This window comes from Anaerovibrio sp. RM50 (genome assembly GCF_000622005.1).
GTDB lineage: Bacteria > Bacillota > Negativicutes > Selenomonadales > Selenomonadaceae > Anaerovibrio.
In genome coordinates, this window is record NZ_KK211383.1 from 40,362 (window position 1) to 55,826 (window position 15,465).

The 15,465-nt window shown below is 44.7% G+C and carries 18 protein-coding genes and 1 tRNA gene; 2 read left to right on the top strand and 17 right to left on the bottom strand.

What is annotated here, in order from left to right; all coding sequences use genetic code 11:
* Positions 1-18: 18 nt before the first annotated feature.
* From rpsL to map, 6 genes are all read right to left on the bottom strand, one after another.
* Positions 19-402 (bottom strand): 30S ribosomal protein S12, encoded by a 384-nt coding sequence (rpsL, locus tag T525_RS0111500; RefSeq protein WP_027397544.1) that lies wholly within the window; start codon positions 400-402, stop codon positions 19-21.
* A gap of 83 nt (positions 403-485) precedes the next feature.
* Positions 486-743: a ribosomal L7Ae/L30e/S12e/Gadd45 family protein gene (locus T525_RS0111505; protein ID WP_027407295.1), complete on the bottom strand. Its 258-nt coding sequence runs from the start codon at positions 741-743 to the stop codon at positions 486-488.
* Positions 744-1,150: 407 nt separating this feature from the next.
* A complete protein-coding gene (gene tkt / locus T525_RS0111510) occupies positions 1,151-3,148 on the bottom strand; it encodes a transketolase (protein ID WP_027407296.1) in 1,998 nt (665 codons plus the stop codon).
* A 32-nt stretch (positions 3,149-3,180) separates the two neighbouring features.
* Positions 3,181-3,561 (bottom strand): RidA family protein, encoded by a 381-nt coding sequence (locus T525_RS0111515; protein ID WP_027407297.1) that lies wholly within the window; start codon positions 3,559-3,561, stop codon positions 3,181-3,183.
* Between the two features lie 34 nt (positions 3,562-3,595).
* Entirely contained in the window at positions 3,596-3,961 is a 366-nt protein-coding gene (aroH, locus tag T525_RS0111520; protein WP_027407298.1) for a chorismate mutase, read from the bottom strand.
* A 44-nt stretch (positions 3,962-4,005) separates the two neighbouring features.
* Positions 4,006-4,881 (bottom strand): type I methionyl aminopeptidase, encoded by an 876-nt coding sequence (gene map / locus T525_RS0111525; RefSeq protein ID WP_027407299.1) that lies wholly within the window; start codon positions 4,879-4,881, stop codon positions 4,006-4,008.
* Positions 4,882-5,149: 268 nt separating this feature from the next.
* Here map and T525_RS0111530 point away from each other — a divergent pair, with 268 nt between their 5' ends.
* Together T525_RS0111530 and T525_RS0111535 are read left to right on the top strand one after the other, a co-directional pair.
* Positions 5,150-5,932, top strand: a complete 783-nt coding sequence (locus tag T525_RS0111530) for a polysaccharide deacetylase family protein (RefSeq protein WP_198022691.1) — start codon at positions 5,150-5,152, stop codon at positions 5,930-5,932.
* A gap of 15 nt (positions 5,933-5,947) precedes the next feature.
* Complete coding sequence (locus tag T525_RS0111535; RefSeq protein ID WP_027407301.1) at positions 5,948-6,349, top strand: hypothetical protein; 402 nt, start codon at positions 5,948-5,950, stop codon at positions 6,347-6,349.
* Positions 6,350-6,427: 78 nt separating this feature from the next.
* On the opposite strand, the gene T525_RS0111540 is transcribed toward T525_RS0111535, so the two are convergent.
* The 11 genes from T525_RS0111540 to T525_RS0111590 form a co-directional block, all read right to left on the bottom strand.
* On the bottom strand, positions 6,428-7,027 hold the full coding sequence (locus tag T525_RS0111540) for a hypothetical protein (RefSeq protein WP_027407302.1): 600 nt from the start codon (positions 7,025-7,027) through the stop codon (positions 6,428-6,430).
* Positions 7,028-7,100: 73 nt separating this feature from the next.
* A tRNA-Ala gene (locus T525_RS0111545) sits at positions 7,101-7,176 on the bottom strand.
* Positions 7,177-7,425: 249 nt separating this feature from the next.
* Positions 7,426-8,442 carry a hypothetical protein gene (locus tag T525_RS15715; RefSeq protein WP_027407303.1) on the bottom strand — a complete coding sequence of 339 codons (1,017 nt, stop codon included), beginning with the start codon at positions 8,440-8,442 and terminating at the stop codon, positions 7,426-7,428.
* A gap of 12 nt (positions 8,443-8,454) precedes the next feature.
* A complete protein-coding gene (locus T525_RS0111555) occupies positions 8,455-8,796 on the bottom strand; it encodes a hypothetical protein (protein ID WP_027407304.1) in 342 nt (113 codons plus the stop codon).
* Between the two features lie 21 nt (positions 8,797-8,817).
* Positions 8,818-10,488 (bottom strand): DUF342 domain-containing protein, encoded by a 1,671-nt coding sequence (locus tag T525_RS0111560; RefSeq protein WP_027407305.1) that lies wholly within the window; start codon positions 10,486-10,488, stop codon positions 8,818-8,820.
* An 82-nt stretch (positions 10,489-10,570) separates the two neighbouring features.
* Positions 10,571-11,326: a FliA/WhiG family RNA polymerase sigma factor gene (locus T525_RS0111565; RefSeq protein WP_027407306.1), complete on the bottom strand. Its 756-nt coding sequence runs from the start codon at positions 11,324-11,326 to the stop codon at positions 10,571-10,573.
* A 36-nt stretch (positions 11,327-11,362) separates the two neighbouring features.
* Positions 11,363-11,752, bottom strand: coding sequence for a hypothetical protein (locus tag T525_RS0111570; protein WP_198022692.1), 390 nt, complete (start codon positions 11,750-11,752; stop codon positions 11,363-11,365).
* Positions 11,753-11,764: 12 nt separating this feature from the next.
* The gene (locus tag T525_RS0111575; RefSeq protein ID WP_027407308.1) at positions 11,765-12,250 is read right to left on the bottom strand and encodes a chemotaxis protein CheD; all 486 of its coding nucleotides are present in this window, start codon (positions 12,248-12,250) and stop codon (positions 11,765-11,767) included.
* Between the two features lies 1 nt (position 12,251).
* Entirely contained in the window at positions 12,252-12,869 is a 618-nt protein-coding gene (locus T525_RS0111580; protein WP_027407309.1) for a chemotaxis protein CheC, read from the bottom strand.
* 21 nt (positions 12,870-12,890) lie between these two features.
* Positions 12,891-13,358 carry a chemotaxis protein CheW gene (locus T525_RS0111585; RefSeq protein ID WP_027407310.1) on the bottom strand — a complete coding sequence of 156 codons (468 nt, stop codon included), beginning with the start codon at positions 13,356-13,358 and terminating at the stop codon, positions 12,891-12,893.
* Between the two features lie 18 nt (positions 13,359-13,376).
* Positions 13,377-15,458, bottom strand: coding sequence for a chemotaxis protein CheA (locus T525_RS0111590; protein WP_027407311.1), 2,082 nt, complete (start codon positions 15,456-15,458; stop codon positions 13,377-13,379).
* Positions 15,459-15,465 lie beyond the last annotated feature (7 nt).

Consider the following 15,465-nt stretch of genomic DNA (forward strand, 5'->3'; position numbering starts at 1 on the left):
ATTGTTTTTTAGCAGATCTTATGCTTTCTTAGCCTTAGCGCGCTTAGCACCGTACTTGGATCTACCCTGAGCACGATCCTGAACACCTGCGGTATCCAAGGAACCACGAACGATGTGATAACGTACACCTGGTAAGTCCTTAACACGTCCGCCTCTGATCAAAACAACGCTATGTTCCTGCAGATTATGGCCAATGCCTGGGATGTATGCGGTTACTTCAATGCTATTTGTCAAACGAACACGGGCAACCTTACGCAATGCGGAGTTTGGTTTCTTAGGAGTTGTAGTGTAAACTCTTGTGCAAACGCCACGTTTCTGTGGGCAATTCTTTAATGCCGGTGCTGTAGATTTATCCTGCATGCTCTGTCTGCTCTTGCGAACTAACTGATTAATTGTAGGCATACATGCACCTCCTTCCTTCAAATTGAGTATTTAGTATTTATTCAAATCCCACATCGCCGCCTATGGCAAGTGATATGAAATTTTTAACAATGGCCCTGTTTGAGAACCGCCACTGCAGCAGCCTTCACCCCGATGGAGCAGGCCCTGCCCAGCTCCTCCATGGTATATGCTGCTTCCACTGGGATCTCTTTATCCTCACAGAGTATTTTTAAGGGATTTGTAACCCTGCCCTCTGCGTTGGCACCCAGAAAAACGCACACAACCTGTTCCTTGTTGATGGCTTTGGTTACCTGTTTGATACCTGTAACATGCTCTGCCCTCTTCAATTCATCCAGCTGCATACGCTTCACTCCTATAATTGGAAATCCTCATACCTTAGGCACAAAGGTATTTTAGCACCCCCTAAAACCAATGTCAACACTTTATTTTTCTAGTATTTCATTGTACACGTGGTCTGGTGTATCATAAGTTACACGCACACCACGTATTGTGTACTTTTGTCCTTGTATTGTGAACAGTATTTGTTTTTTCTGGCACACTTACCCAACACTTACCCATTTTTTACTTATTTTCAACTCATTTTGCACATATTTTCAAAAAGCTTTACTAAAATATTTTATTAATTTTTTGTATTTTTTTGAGTACATTATGATAATCATACCAAAAATAAAGAGGGGCAGGTGATGGTCGCCTATCGTGAAGAGTTCTTGCGATAGGCTGCCATTGCCTGCCCAAATACATTTCTCTTTTACTTTAATTCAGCAATAACCTTACGCATTGCTTCAGCCACCTTCTCCTTGTTAAAGCCGAACTTCTCAAAGAGCTTTGCAGCTGGCGCAGAGGCGCCGAAGGAAGTCATGCACACAGTGGCACCATCCAGGCCCACGTACTTGCCCCAACCGAAGTCTTTGCCGGCCTCAACAGCCACACGGGCACGAACATGCTTAGGAAGAATACTTTCCTTATATTCCTCACTCTGCTGTTCAAAAATATCCATACATGGCATGGATACAACGCGGACATCAATGCCCTCACCCTTGAGTATTTCCTGGGCTTCAATACCCAGTGCTACCTCAGAGCCAGTGGCAATAATTATACCATCAGGAGTCTCCTTGGAGGACTCGGATACAACATAGGCACCTTTAAGTGCTTCCTTACTGCTGCCAGCAAGAGGAACCAGATTCTGACGGGTCAGAACCAAGGCAGTAGGCGTCTTGGTGCTGGTAATAGCACTGTACCATGCCGCTGCAGTTTCAATATCATCTGCCGGACGGAATACATTAATATTTGGCAGACTGCGCAACATTGCCAGCTGCTCAATCGGCTCATGGGTAGGACCATCTTCGCCCACGCCAATGCTGTCATGGGTCAATACATAAGTAACAGGCAGCCCCATAATGGAGGCCAAACGAATCATTGGCTTTAAATAATCGGAGAATACGAAGAAGGTACCCACAAAAGTGCGGAGACCGCCATGAAGAGTGATACCATTGGCGATGGCACTCATTGCCAGCTCACGGACGCCGAAATGAATATTCTTGCCTGCATAATTATCCTTGGCAAAGAAGGACTCCCCCTTCATCTCGGTCTTATTGGAAGGAGCCAAATCAGCACTGCCGCCAAACATATTTGGCAAAATGCCGTTCAGCTTGTTAATCAGGTTGCCTGAAAGGGCACGGCTGGCAGTCGGCTTATCATTTCTGGCCCAGAAATCTTCGTTGTTAAGAAGAGCCCCTGCATCAACTGGTGCATGGAATTCCTCCCAACGTTTGGCCTCCTCCGGGAAATTGGCGCAATATGCCGCAAAAAACTTATTCCACTCAGCCTCAGCCTTTTCACCTCTTGATGCCAGTTCCTTATAATCAGCATAAACCTCGTCCGGAACTTTGAATGCCTCTTGCTCCGGCCACTGGAGATTTTCCTTGGCAGCCTGGAGATTTTCTTCACCCAAAGGCTCACCATGGGCACTGGCGGTACCCTGCTTAGCAGGACAGCCATAGCCAATTTCAGTATGAACGCGGATAAATGAAGGTCTGACAGTATCAGCCTTGGCTTTTTCAATAGCCATACCAATAGCAGCACAATCAGTACCGTCAGCCACATCTATGGTCTGGAAGCCGAAAGCCTCCATGCGTTTCATAACATCCTCAGTAAAAGCAATATCCGTACTGCCCTCAATTGAAATACGGTTGCTGTCATAAATAACAATGAGCTTGTTCAGGCCCAAAGTACCAGCCAACGAGAAGGCCTCAGATGAAATGCCCTCCATGAGACAGCCGTCACCACCCAAAACATAGGTATAGTGATCCACCACTTCATAACCCGGTTTGTTAAACTCAGCAGCAAGATGTGCTTCTGCCATCGCCATACCCACAGCCATTGCCATACCGGCACCCAAAGGACCGGTGGTAGCCTCAACGCCTACGGTATGGGCGTATTCAGGATGACCAGGAGTAAGGGAATCCAACTGACGGAAACTCTTCAGGTCATCAATAGTAAGACCATAGCCAAAGAGATGAAGCAGGGAATACAGCATGGCAGAACCATGACCACCAGAGAGAATAAATCTGTCACGATTGGCCCACTTTGGATTCTTGCCATTATGGTTCATATGCTTGCCCCACAGTTCATAGGCAATTGGTGCACAACCCATTGGCAGGCCAGGATGACCGGACTTGGCCTTCTGAATCATTTCAGCAGCCAATATTCGTATAGCATTTACGCTATTTTTCTCTACATTACTCAAAGATATTCACTCCTTAAACTCACTTCAATATATTATCTGGAGGCAATTACATCAATTTCAACCAAAACGTCCTTAGGCAGCTTGCTCACCTCAACACATACCCGAGCAGGGCAGTTTTCAGTGAAATACTTGCCGTAAATTTCATTTACCTTGCCGAAGTCCCCCATATTGGTAATATAAACGGTGGTCTTTACCGCATCAGAGAGGCTGTAGCCAGCCGCAGTTACAATAGCCTTGAGATTTTCAAGGACCTGGGTTGTTTGCTCCACAATACCGCCTTCCACAACAGCACCGGTGGCAGGTACCAACGGAATCTGTCCGGAAACAAACAGCATGCCGCCAGCAGTTTTAACGGCCTGGGAATATGGGCCAATGGCACCTGGCGCATTTGTAGTCGCAATAATCTCGTTCATAGTTAATCCTCCTTGCAAGATAAACAATAAATAATTATTTCTTATTTGCTAAATCAGGACGCAGCGTGGCTGCCTTGCCTAAAAATACGTGTTTAATTTCACGCTGTTTCAGATTAGTATCCACCAGCAAAAGTACCCTGATACATTTTTCCATGGCCCCCTCCACATCCATCTGGCGGGCATCGAAAAGAGGAACTGCATCAAAACCGGGCAGCTTCCGGGCACCGGAAGCCGGAAATGCCGCGGTAATATCCTCAGTGGCACTGAAGATTGCCGCCCCGATATCCTCTGGTTTCACATCATTTCGTTTCAGCATTTCGCTGACAACTTCCTGGGTTGCAGCCCAAATTGCCTGGGCGGTATTTTCCTCTACAGTAGTAGCTCCGCGTAATCCCCGCAATTCCATTCCTCCTTATACAAAATACTTTCACAAACTATAACATTTTAGCTGGATAATACCTCAATACCGTTTTCAGTAACAAGTATAGTTTTCTCCCACTGGGCGGACAGAGAACCATCCTTGGTGCGTACGGTCCAACCATCCTTCTTGTCAACAGTAACCTTGTATTTACCTGCGTTAATCATAGGCTCCACGGTGAACACCATTCCAGGCACCAAAAGCATTCCTGTACCTGGCTGACCTACATGTGGCACAAATGGCTCCACGTGGAAATCCTTACCTACGCCATGACCGCCCAACTCTGTAACTACTGAGTATCCATTTGCTTTGGCATGGGCATTTACAGCGGCACCAATGTCACCCAGCCAGCCCCAAGGCTTTACTGCCTCAATGCCCAGCTCCATGCATTCTTTGGCAACCCGCACCAGCTTTTCCGCCTCAGGAGTAGTCTTGCCGCCCACGATAAACATTCGGGAGGCATCAGCATAATAACCGTCCAAAATTGTGGTAATATCAATATTCACAATATCCCCTTCCTTCAGAATGGTCTTCTTGGAAGGAATACCATGACACACAACTTCATTAATGGATATGCAGATACTCTTTGGGAACCCTTCATAATTCAAACAGGCAGGAATGCCACCATTTTTTTCAATAAATTCCCTTACCGCTGTATCAATAGCCTCAGTATTCTGCCCAGGTTCCACCATGTTTCCTGCCAGATCAAGGGCGGCATCATTTATCACTCCACTTTTTCTGATTCCCTCAATTTCTGCAGGAGTAAGTATTATATTATGAGGTGGCTTGCACTGGGATTTAAACACATCATATTTGTAGGAATCAATACGTTCATCAAAATCAAGATGACATTTCTTGTATTTCAGCCCACTGCCACACCAGCATAAATCATTTCTGTTCATTCTTTTGAATGCTTCCTTTCAATAAACTGTAGTCCATTCTTTATTTAAACATAGTAATTGGGAAGTGGCAAGTATTTTCTGCCTTACCTCCCCACTTGCTAATTATTTAATATCTGACCAATAATTGACATCGGATATACAGGGTATTACAATAAAATTTAACGGCTCACCCATTGAGCTGTAGGATAATATGAAAGGATCGTCCTGTATTTTGAAAATAAAAAATAAAATTACTACTATTATATATGTGGTTTTCTGTCTATTTTTAATGTTATGCCTATGGAGTATCAGGGAAAGCAAGGGTGGTATTCCTGTACTGAATTATCATCAGATTAATCCGTCGGAAAAAAGTCCACTGACTGTGCCTACCGATGATTTTGAAGCCCAAATGCAATATCTGAATAATCATGGCTACAACACCATTTCCCCAGATGAGCTTCAGGGTTTTCTGCTGGACGGCAGGCCCCTCCCCGATAATCCTATTCTCATCACTTTTGATGATGGATATGCCGACAACTACCAATATGCTTATCCTATCTTAAAGGAACATAATATGAAGGCTTCCATTTTTCTGGTTTCTGACTTTATGGGCCGCTTTGATAACTATCTTACCTGGGATCAGGTTTACGAAATGAGCGAAAACCATATTTATATGGGCAGCCATACCCTAAGTCACTTTGAGCTGACACCCCTCGAACAGCGTGAGCTGGTAAATCAGCTGGTGGGAGGCAAGCTGGCAGTGGAATGGAAAACTTTTAAATTCTGTGAATACATTGCCTACCCTGGTGGATTTTACAATCAACAGGTTCTATCTGAGGTAAAAAAAGCTGGCTACAAAGGTGGATTCACTGTATTCAACGATTACGTCCGTCAGGGTGACGATCCATATACCATGAACCGCATTGCCATATTCGGCTCCCAGCATCTTGTGATGCCAAGATTTTGGATTCGCCTTCATATGGCACCACTTGTAGGCCGTCTTGAACGGTTCAGGGCCAAGGTAATTGATGCCGGCTATCCTGCTTTGGCTGAACTCATATTTATACCGTAAGGAGAAACCTGAATTATGATTGCACATATCATTTCATATGCTTTTCTCATTGGACTCATTGTCATTTTCTTTATAGTGATGCGACGCATTTTGAAACGGGACAATGTTATCAACGAGCTGATTCTGGGCTTTTATGATTACCAGACTACTTCCAAGGAGGAAGTTATTCACCAGATGTATCAATACGCCTGTAATGACTTTCGCCTGAAGGGGCTTATAAAAAAATACAATGCCACTGAGGAAGATTATGTTGTCATCTTTGACAAGCTTATTTATTGGGCCAACTTCAAAAAACGCAAACGCTACATTCCAATAAACGCCTTCTTTTTCTACGGTTCACTGAAATATCTCCTTGAGCATAAGAACGATGAGGCCAAGCCTATCACCATGAAGATGATGAACTATTTCCACTTCTGATATATGTAACACCTGCTATTTGAACCCAATGTTTACATTTCAAAAGGGACCGCTAATGCGGTCCCTTTTAGTATACCTTTATTTATCTTCCATCTTGTGCTGATATTTCTTAATATCCCCCTTGAGAATATCAATATCTATATCGAAGCCGGCAGCATGCCCAGGCTCACCCTTTATGGCCTTGTCATAATTGTAGCTGCTGTTTACCACGACCTCATCGGTGAGCTTTTCACTGTTGCGGATAACAATGTTCCTGAATACGGTAAGGTACTCTCCCTCCATTTTCTCCACATAAAGCTCATCCTTCAGCTTCTGAATTTCTGCCTCATATTCAGTGGCAGGTTTGAAGTTTTCCAAGGCGTGCTGATAATCGTTATACGCCTCATCACGCTTTACCACTGTTCCTTCATCAAGATGCTCCTTTTCAATAAGGTCACCAATAACAGGATACTTTACCTTAACGTAATCCAGAATTTCCTTGTTTCTGTTCAGCTCCCGAATTTCTTCCTCCAGTGCCTCAATTTCCTGGTCACGCTTCTGCATTTCGCCATTCAGGGTCTTAATCCCCTCTTCCTTTTCCTGCAGCAACTCCCGATCTGACACTTTTACATAAACTACACCCATTACGCATAGCAGTGCGAAAATACCGGCAACCACCATTGGCATGATATTTTCCATGTTTTTATACCCCTTCTCTTTTAAAATTTCATAAAAAAAGCCCCAGATTTACCTGAGGCTTAGTTTTGCAATATGGTGGAGACGAGGAGAATCGAACTCCTGACCCCCTGCTTGCAAGGCAGGTGCTCTCCCAGCTGAGCTACGCCCCCATTTGCTTGTCTTTTTATCCCATTACTTCGTTGCTCCTCCTCGCCTTCGGTCGACGTATGTTTCTATACGTCTCGGTCAGACTCATCATCGCGCCTCGTACTGTGATAAAAATCCTGCGCAACTTCAACATTTAGCAATACAATTGCGTATCTTGCTTGTCTTTGAAGTTAAGCAAATGAACTCCAAACATGGTTCATTATATGAAAACTAGAACATTGTGTCAATATGATTTTCACATAATTTCATGTTTAGATTTTGTGGATTTGCCGCAAGAGAGCTATGGCATTCATGCCCAACCCAGTAAAACGTGCCACATCCTCTGGGGTATAACCCGCCATTAAAAGCTTTTTGGCTATTTCCGTAGCATCGTCCTTGTCTTCTATTTCCGGATCCTCAATAAAGGTTTCCTCTTCCTTGGACTCCTGCCCGTCCTCCAAAGACTCAGCTACTTGTCCCTGTTCAGCTTCATATCCGGATTCTGGTACCGGTTCATTTTCTGCAACAGCTTCATAGCCAGAATCCATCATAGACATTTCCTCCGGCTCAGAACTAATATCTATATGAAGTCCCATATCATTCTGGGCAGCTTCCAAATTTTTGGAAACCTCGCGAAAGGCCTCCAGTGCCAGCTGAGCTTCCTGAGAAATTCCACTGTCCATTCCAGACTCCAAATGTTCTTCAACCTCAGACCCTTCAATATATTCCTCAGTATCAGTTTTTTCAATGTATTCCTGAGCATCAGAATCATCAATATATTCCACATTTTCAGGCACTGCCAGATTTGGATCCTGAATATTGGATTCCAACAATTCAGAAAAATCTTGTCCCTCGTTCTGTGATTCATCAGCAATCAAAGTTTCAGCAAGTTTATGTTCTTCATAAACAGCATCCTCCGATATATCCATTAGCTGATGTTCATCTGCAAAATGTGGCTCAACCTCCAGATTGTGCTCTGCTTCTGGCTGAGGCTCTGCCGCCGACTGATCCACTGGACTGTCCATCTGCATTTTTTGCAGCTCATTAATTCGCTGCTGCAACATTTCCGCTTTATAATCAGCCTCCCGGAGCAACCCTTCCAAATGATCTATATGGCCTGCCATACGATTAATTATCTCATCTGCTGACTGCTCCAGTTCATAGCGAAGTCTTCCGGCTGATGCTTCCATAACCTCCGGATCCTCCTCTGCCTTTTGGAGCTGCCAGCGAGCCAATAATACAATAATCGCTCCGACAATAATTATAAAACCTAAAATCTCAGTGGTCATCTAACTCTCCCATTAAAAACTTATATCGATATTGTGACCTCTATATTGGTCAACAGCCATTTTTTCCGGCTCAGCCTCCTGGACCTCCTCCTCGATTTCCGCGGCGGCAAACTTACGCTTTTTGCCTCTATAGCCTCCCTTGCCCCGCTCCTCATCAGGATTATCTTTAATCTTCTGTCCTTCAGCTTCTTCTTTGCTGCGAACCTGCTGTTGCAGATGTTCCTGTTCCTGTTGGTCCTTTACAGCCTGATAATCATGCACCACGGCGCCATGCTGGTTCATATTGTGCTGAATCTGTCCAACATCGGCAGACTGCGGTACAGTCATTCTTATATTCATTGGGCTAAAATCCATAAAAACAGCCCCTTTCGACTATCAATATGCACCAATTTTTATGAAGTCATCCTCCACGTACTGGGTACAGCATTTCTCCTCCACCTGAACGTTCTTCATGATGGAATTAATGCTAAGCCTTGACCCAGGATACATTGTATCCTTAACACGTATTTTCCCTCGCTTCATCTTCTGAAGCTCAGTATCAAGCTCTTTCAATAGGCGTTCATTACGCTCCACAGTACCAGCCAATGGGAACTGGGAACGAATCAGAGCATTAAAGCGTTCTGCCTTATCAGGTGGCAACTGACTTATATCCAGCTTACCAAGGGTGTTAATCATCTTGGTAACTTGATCAAGGCGCTTTTTTGCCTCATTATATTCTTTTAATACAGTCTGATACTGCTTTTGAAGCATCGGATTTACACCAACAGTAAGTCTGGTAACCACATTGGAAGCATTGCCCACAGTCGTGGCCCTGATTTCCTCTCCGGCAGCCAAATTGCCCCCGTTAACAAGGCCCTTTTTACCTTCTACAACAAGGGTATGCCCAGCTCTTATGGTGGAGTGCATTGCTACATCAGTAATAATGACATTACCGCCGGCCTCAATATCCGCATTTTCAACAAAAGTTGCCTGGAAGTCATTCTCCGCCCGAACAGTGCCACGGCTCATGCCCTGAACGCCGCCCTTAACGACAATATTACGTCCAATAACATCTCCGCCACTAATCATACCCTTAATTTCAATATCACCGGTGGCCTTTAACTGGAATCCAAGCTGAACACTGCCATTTACAGTAACGCCACCAACAAAATCGATATTTCCAGTGGCCATGCCCACGTCACCCTTTACATCCAGATGTGGATCAACGCTTATCTTGTTCCCATTATCCACAATCTGGCCATCAATCTCGGAAACCACAAAGTTTTCGTCCTTGATAACTGTATTCTTGCCCGCAGGGACTGGTTTTGGCTTCCCTGGCTTCTGACGTATGGTGGCACCATGCACGTTGGTCCCTGGCTTGCCCTGGGTATGAGGAATTCGCTCCGCCAGCACCTGACCTTTTTTTGCCAACAAGAAAATATTTAAATTCTTGTAGTCCACCCGGTCATATTCATCCGCTACTGGGCGACCAGTGATGCTCATATCAAATTTTTTTATAATCTGGGCATCAAGGCCATGCTCAGGTGGAATACCAAAGGCAACCTTTGTTATTCGGCCGGTCTTGGCCGCCTCCTGAACAGCTTCCTCATCAATGCCAAAAACAATGTTCTTTACAGCCAGAGCTTCCTTAATCATTTCTGCAGTAGGAACAGCCTGATTGTCCCTGATATCAAAACGGACTGTTACCTCCAGCTTGTCCTTGGAAACGTCCACGAAAACGTTACCATATTCCCTGTTTTCAGTTAATTCCTGAGTAGTGAGCTGCACATCAGTATGGCCGCCCTCCTTATAATTATCAGGAACCACAAACTTATCAGATATTTTCGTAGGAATACCATTTGCTTCCCGGACCAATCTGGCCAAAAGCTCCAGATTATAGTCTTCAACACTGAATTCCTTTAATATCTGACGCATATCTGATAATTCAAACTGAATTCCTGGTTCTGTAGAATCATATACGGTCAAATAAACACCGTCATTGCGGAATTCAAATACATAACCAGAATCACGGCTACCCACTTTAGAGACTGAACTTGTATTATCCATAAACAGCCCTCCCTCGGTTATCCCACCCTCTCCAGAGAGACAACCAATCAAATGCTTCCGTGCATTTGTAAACTGATTTATTTTAAAGATCTATAGCCTCATTTGCCAAAAAGCCCCTCAATTTAAATACTGCCTTTGTATGCAGCTGGCAAATACGGGCTTCTGACAAATGCAATACTTGGCTAATTTCCTTCATAGTCAATTCTTCATGATAATATAGGGATACCACCAGACGTTCCTTTTCGGAAAGCTGGTCTATAGCCTTGGCCAATGTCTCTTTCATTTCAACTGTTTCCAGGCTTTTCGTAGGGTCATTGACAGCAGAAGATGCTGTTTCAAATTTTATATATTCTCCCAGAGGAATAATTGTAGAGGCACTTACCTGCTGCTCCAAGGCATGAAGCTGATCCATAGTTACCTCCAAAGCGTCTGCCAACTCTTCATCTGTTGGAGTGCGGCCTAAACTTCCCTCCAGACTTATAATCGTACTTTCGTATTTCTTTATTTTCTGGCGCAGTGAAACTGATATCCAATCCCGGGCACGAAGGTCATCCTTCATGGCACCGCTGATTCTGATACCAGCATAAGTTTCAAATTTATTACCCCGGTTGTAATCATATCGGGAAACTGCATCCATTAAACCAAAATAGCCGCTGACCTTCAGGTCATCGGTATCCACATGACTTGGCAGACTGATGGCCAGTCTGCCCGCTATAATGTTCACCAGTGGGAGATAATGCTCTACCAGTTGATTCCTGATGTCTATGTTATCCTTGTCACGACTATACTCTATCCAAAGCTGTCTTACATCCTCAGGACTTAACTCTGTGCGCTGCAACGTCTCTCACCACCATTATAAAAAACCATCAAAAACTTACTCTTCCTGATCAGTTGCCACATGACGCAACTCGTCAGCCTGAAGCGGGGTAAATCCCCCATCCTCAGCAGACACGAAGTCCTCCTGTGGGGTCTCTTCCACATCTGAATTCTCTAATTCCTCATTTCCCCCATGAGTGTCATCCTCTGCCTTTGCTTCATCAGCTTCACCATTTTTCCAGTTTTCCTCAAAATCGCGTATAATTGAGGCGTACCCCAAACGGTCAAACAGAAAAATGGCAATATAGACAACTACTCCGGACACTATAAAGCTACAAAATGCCCGGCCAAGAACAATCTGCAACCGGGCATCTGATAACAGTCCTGCGACTATAGCAGTCAATGCTGCTATAGCCCCGCAAACTGAAGCTGCACCTAGCTTAAACACATCAATCACCATCTAAATCTCTTTTTCACCCTTATCAATGGTCTTGACCTTGTAAACACCAGTTGATAAATCGATGGATACTGTGCGACCGTAACTGCCCCCCGTATCTTCACCGATAATAGGGATTCCCAAACCGCCAAGAACTTCCTTGGCCGCCTGAGCATTTCGTTGACCAACGCGCATTATATCTGTGGCGTTGGCGAAAGCAAACATCTGGGCACCACCAGCAATTTTGGCAACCAGTCTGCTCTTGGAAGCACCTAATTTAAGTACCTCATTCAGCATATCAGGTATGCCAGTATCTGCAAATTTTGCCCTGTTTTCGTTAGCTCTGGACTGAGTACTGTCCGGCAACATTATATGAAGGAGGCCGCCGACCTTAGTCTGCGGATCATATAGTGAGATGCCAATACATGAACCAAGTCCATAACTAATTAATGTTGCTGGAGCTGTACCGACTTTTGCGTCAGCCATTCCAACCTTAACTAATTCTGGCATATCATTCAACTCCCACTGCAGACAGTATAGTTTCCAATGAACCAGGATCTGGTACCAGGAAGAAGTGTCCCTTGATACCTTCATCATCGGTCTTGAACTCAGTCTCAATAACTAATGCATGGTCACCCATCTGACCAAGCTGTATCAAAACTACACTTAAAATAGCACCAGCCATATCCATTGCCAAAGCCGGAATAGATGGCAACAGGGATATATTTGTAAAATTGAACAACGCGTTTAAGTATGCACCGGACAGGATATTACCTATCTCCATAAGTGCTGACTCATCCATAAAGTCAAGCTTCTGTGTGTCACCATGCTTTTTGCCCATGAGCATATCTACGAGATAGAAAGCACTTTCCCTTGGTAACAGGAACAGAATATTACTAGGAGCCTTGCCATAAACTCTAAGGAAGACTCCCACAACCATAACATCAGGTCCGCCTACCAGGTCCGGAACATCACCAAGAGGCACGATTGATACTCTTGGTACATTCATATCGATGCGTTTGCTTATAATCTGGGATAAAGCAGTAGCTGAGTTTCCAGCACCAACATTACCAATCTCACGTAGCGCATCCATCTGGTTTGCAGATAAGCTTGCAACATCATCTGACATATCTTCACCCCATCCAGAAAATTACTCTTCGCCAGTAAGACCAATAATCTCGCTAATGTTAAGCTGAATAATCAGTCTTCCATCCACCTTGCCAATACCAGATATAAATCTTGAATTTGCATCTGTACCGGTTACAGCTCTTGTAGAATCAATATCATCTGCATCGATGGTTCGAACCTCTGTAACTGCATCAACCAGCATTCCTACAGAAACTTCATCCAGTTGGACAATAACGATACGTGTATTTGCAGTATATGGAGTATCCTCCAAACCGAGACGACGCTTCAAATCGATTACTGGCAAAACACTACCACGAAGATTTATAACGCCCTTGATAAATTCAGGAGCAAATGGAACTCGGGTAATATCAGTCAGGCCTTTTATTTCCTGAACATTCAAAATACTAAATCCATATTCTTCGTTTCTAAGCTTAAAAGCAACTACCTGAACCTCGCCGTCAGATACTACCTGTCCTTCTATGTTAGCCATTTTTCACCCCTCCTATGATTACATCAATGAACTTACATCCAGGATCATAGCAACATGACCATCACCCAGAACAGTAGCACCAGCCAGCATCTTCAGACCGGACAGGAGCTTGCCAAGTGTCTTAATAACGATTTCCTGCTGACCGATGAGATTATCAACCACAATACCCATCTTGTGGTCACCAACGTGTACAACAACCACAAAGATGTCCTCCTCATCGGTTTCCTCGCCCTTAGGTACGCTAAGAACTTCACCCAAACGTGCGATTGGAATAATCTCGCCACGAAGAACAATAACTTCCTTGTTCTGAACAGTTTTTATATCATCTGGAGTAATGTTGATGGTGCTGTCGATGGAACCAAGAGGGATTGCATACATTTCGTTCTGAACCTTAACCAGCATTGCCTGGATAATAGCCAGAGTCAATGGCAACTTAATCTTGAATACAGAACCTTCATCAATCTTGGTCTCAACGTCTACATTACCGCCCAAAGATTCAATCTTGCTGCGAACAACGTCCATACCTACGCCTCGTCCAGATACGTCGGTGATAACCTCCGCAGTGGAGAAGCCTGGCAAGAAAATCAGACGTACTGCATCTGCATCTGGCAGTGCATCTGCCTCTTCGCGGCTAATCATCCCCTTCTCAACGGCCTTGTTACGAATCTTGTCTGCATTAATACCGGAACCATCATCAGTAACCATAATAACCACGTTGTTACCTTCATGGCGGGCAATGAGTCCGACCTCGCCAGTACGAGGCTTGCCCTTTGCTTCACGCTCATCAGGATGCTCAACACCATGATCAAGGGAGTTACGGAGCAAATGCATCAATGGATCGCCGATTTCATCGATAACGGTACGGTCCAGCTCTGTGTCCTCGCCCTCGATGGTAAGATTAATTTCCTTGTTCAGTTCCTTGGTAAGGTCACGAACCATACGAGGGAATCTGTTAAATACCTGACTTACAGGCACCATGCGGACTTTCATAACAACGGACTGGAGGTCAGTGGTAACTCTGTCCATCTGTTCCAATGTCTCAGTCAAATCAGTCAGCCTGTGGGTCATACCAATCTGCTCAAGGCGAACCTTATTGGTAACAAGCTCTCCCACCAGATTCATGAGGGTATCCAGTTTTTCAATATCCACACGTACTGACTGGCCGCCAACGTGAGCCTTCTTTGCATCCTTTGCTGCCGCTGGCTTAGCATCAGCTTTCTTGGCTGGTGCAGGAGCTGCTTTTGCAGCTGGAGCCGGTGCAGGAGCTGCTGCCGGAGCGGCCTCTACTGGGGCTGCCGCTGGAGCTGGAGCAGGAGCTGCCACTTTTTCAGGGTCAAACTCAGTAACATTTGCCACGGTAATCTCGGAAATGGCAGAGACTGCCCCCTCAATAGCCTTGGCATCGGCGTCACTGACAATAATAACATCAAAGCTATGGTCAAATTTCTCCTGCTCCAAATCCTCTGCTGGTGGAACAGACTTAATAACATCACTGATTTCATCCAGTGCGTTCATCACCATGTAAGAACGGGCAGACTTCAAAATACAGTTCTCGGAAATCTCCACATGAACATGGTATGGGATAAGCCCACTGTTCTTTGCCTCAACTATTACACCTTTCTCGGTATCATTGATTTCTATGGCCCCGCCTGTGGTACCAGTATCAGCAGCTGTCTCAGCAGGTGCGGTCTCGGCAGGGGCGGCAGCATCAGCGGATTCGCCCTTAGCGATAGCATTTACCTGACGAACAAGATCAGATACATCCACCAAGTCCTCAGACTCACCATTGCTGATATTCTCTACCATTTCTTGTAAGGTATCCAAACACTTGAAGATTACATCTATAATTTCAGGGCTAACCTTCAACTGTTCCTTACGGAGCATATCAAGCAAATTTTCCATGTCATGGGTCAGTTCAGCCGTCTTTGTATAACCCATTGTGGCGGACATACCCTTTAAAGTATGAGCATTACGGAAGATTTCATTTAAGACGGACAAATCCTCCGGATCATTTTCCAGACTCAGCAGGCCATCATTCAGAGACTGCAAATGTTCCCGCGACTCGTCCAAAAACATTTCCATGTACTGATTTGTTTCCATTTCTATT

Excerpts from the sequence above, each read along its gene's own strand:
- rpsL (WP_027397544.1), bottom strand. The coding sequence starts at position 402 with ATGCCTACAATTAATCAGTTAGTTCGCAAGAGCAGACAGAGCATGCAG.
- T525_RS0111505 (WP_027407295.1), bottom strand. The coding sequence starts at position 743 with ATGCAGCTGGATGAATTGAAGAGGGCAGAGCATGTTACAGGTATCAAA.
- T525_RS0111515 (WP_027407297.1), bottom strand. The coding sequence starts at position 3,561 with ATGAACGAGATTATTGCGACTACAAATGCGCCAGGTGCCATTGGCCCA.
- map (WP_027407299.1), bottom strand. The coding sequence starts at position 4,881 with ATGAACAGAAATGATTTATGCTGGTGTGGCAGTGGGCTGAAATACAAG.
- T525_RS0111530 (WP_198022691.1), top strand. The coding sequence starts at position 5,150 with ATGTTATGCCTATGGAGTATCAGGGAAAGCAAGGGTGGTATTCCTGTA.
- T525_RS0111535 (WP_027407301.1), top strand. The coding sequence starts at position 5,948 with ATGATTGCACATATCATTTCATATGCTTTTCTCATTGGACTCATTGTC.
- T525_RS0111540 (WP_027407302.1), bottom strand. The coding sequence starts at position 7,027 with ATGGAAAATATCATGCCAATGGTGGTTGCCGGTATTTTCGCACTGCTA.
- T525_RS15715 (WP_027407303.1), bottom strand. The coding sequence starts at position 8,442 with ATGACCACTGAGATTTTAGGTTTTATAATTATTGTCGGAGCGATTATT.
- T525_RS0111555 (WP_027407304.1), bottom strand. The coding sequence starts at position 8,796 with ATGGATTTTAGCCCAATGAATATAAGAATGACTGTACCGCAGTCTGCC.
- T525_RS0111560 (WP_027407305.1), bottom strand. The coding sequence starts at position 10,488 with ATGGATAATACAAGTTCAGTCTCTAAAGTGGGTAGCCGTGATTCTGGT.
- T525_RS0111575 (WP_027407308.1), bottom strand. The coding sequence starts at position 12,250 with ATGCCAGAATTAGTTAAGGTTGGAATGGCTGACGCAAAAGTCGGTACA.
- T525_RS0111580 (WP_027407309.1), bottom strand. The coding sequence starts at position 12,869 with ATGTCAGATGATGTTGCAAGCTTATCTGCAAACCAGATGGATGCGCTA.
- T525_RS0111585 (WP_027407310.1), bottom strand. The coding sequence starts at position 13,358 with ATGGCTAACATAGAAGGACAGGTAGTATCTGACGGCGAGGTTCAGGTA.
- T525_RS0111590 (WP_027407311.1), bottom strand. The coding sequence starts at position 15,458 with ATGGAAACAAATCAGTACATGGAAATGTTTTTGGACGAGTCGCGGGAA.